The following is a 706-nucleotide window of genomic DNA, read 5'->3' as shown; positions in this document are numbered from 1 at the left end:
GCACCTTTACTGATCTGGTGCTCTTGCAGGATGGCCAGATGCAGACGGCGAAGGTGCTGTCTACCCCCAGCCCTGAGGAGGGGGTCTTTGCGGCGCTGGACAAGCTGGGGGTGCTCTGGGTTGACCTCTTCTGTCATGGCATGACGGTAGCCACCAACGCGCTGCTGGAGCGCAAGGGATCCCCCACCCTGTTTTTGACCACGGCGGGCTTCCGGGATGTGCTGTCCATTGCCCGTCAAAACCGCCCCTCTCTGTATGACCTGACGCAGCCCAAGCCGGAGCCAGTGGTGCCCCGCCACCACTGCCTGGAGGTGAAGGAGCGCTGCAGCGCGGGCGGAGTGTTGGAGCCGCTCACCGATGCCGAAATCCGGCGGGTGGTGCAGGAGGTGGGGGAACGGGTGCAGCGGGATGGGATCCGCGCTATTGGGGTGGGGTTTTTGTTTTCTTTTCTCTACCCGGAGCACGAACAGCGGCTGGGAATGGCCTTGCGACAGGCTTTCCCGGAGCTACATCTTTCCCTGTCTTGCGAGGTGGCGCCGGAGTTCCGAGAATACGAGCGCTTCAGCACCACCGCCATCGATGCCTACCTCAGCCCGGCATTGGCGGGCTACCTGCACCGCTTGGCCCAAGGATGTCGGGAGCGAGGGATCCCCCAGCCCTTGATCATGCAGTCTTCCGGCGGGGTGACCTCCATTGCTCAGGCGGC

General features: G+C 63.7%; 1 protein-coding gene. It reads left to right on the top strand.

The window, feature by feature from the left end; all coding sequences use genetic code 11:
* Positions 1 to 38: 38 nt before the first annotated feature.
* On the top strand, positions 39 to 706 hold a 668-nt coding region (locus tag NW819_RS11470), incomplete at its 3' end, for a hydantoinase/oxoprolinase N-terminal domain-containing protein (RefSeq protein ID WP_414413820.1).

Origin of the sequence: Synechococcus sp. R8-2 (genome assembly GCF_047461715.1) — a bacterium.
In the GTDB taxonomy this organism is placed as follows: Bacteria; Cyanobacteriota; Cyanobacteriia; order Thermostichales; family Thermostichaceae; genus Thermostichus.
Note: the sequence above shows the minus strand (reverse complement) of the source record. Positions and strands in the feature narration are given on the sequence as shown.